Source organism: Alcanivorax sp. HI0044, assembly GCF_001634945.1.
In genome coordinates this window covers 1-742 of record NZ_LWEZ01000724.1, presented here as the reverse complement: position 1 = coordinate 742, position 742 = coordinate 1, and the positions used below count along the sequence as shown (strand labels likewise).

Below are 742 nucleotides of genomic sequence, written 5' to 3'. Positions count from 1 at the left end.
ACTGGTGGGCATTGGCACCGTGCTCTTCCTCGCGGCCCCCTTTACCAGCCGCACCTTCCTGATTCCGATTTCCGTCAGCGCCATTTTGCTGATGGATTTCAGTATCTTCTTCGTCGGGCTGATCCGTGCCCGTAGCGGCGACCCGGATGCGCGAATTTTCACCATCGCCTGGTCCTGCTTTATTGTTGGCGCAGCGGCCATGGCACTGAATAAATACGGTTTTGTTCCACGCAATGCGCTGACCGAAAACCTGGTTCAAATTGGTGTTTTTCTCGAAGTCGTACTGCTTTCCCTGGCGCTGGCCCGGCGCATCAATCGCTTGAAAGAAGCCCATTCCGATTCAGTGCGTGACCGCGCCATCGCGGAAATGGAAGCGTTCAAGGCTGGCGCCAGAAATCACGCCAAAAGTGAATTCCTGGCCACCATGAGCCATGAAATCCGCACGCCCATGAACGGCATCATGGGCATGACCGACCTGCTGCGCCGTACCAGCATGACCCACCAGCAGGCGCAATATGTGGGCACCATTTATCAGTCCACGCAGTCTTTGCTGACCGTGATTAACGATATTCTCGATTACTCGAAAATCGAGTCCGGCAAGCTGGAGCTGGATTACCAGCCCATCGCGCTGGAAAACATCGTCGATGATTGCGTGCGCCTGTTTGCACTACGCTCCAGCGAAAAATCCCTGCCGCTGTACATTCATATCGACAGTCGGGTGCCAGAGCGCATCAAGACCGAT

At 55.3% G+C, this 742-nt stretch carries 1 protein-coding gene; it reads left to right on the top strand.

Annotated features, from left to right (window positions below):
- The coding region (locus A3730_RS08705) for a histidine kinase dimerization/phospho-acceptor domain-containing protein (protein WP_304439481.1) at window positions 1-742 on the top strand (742 nt) is incomplete at both ends.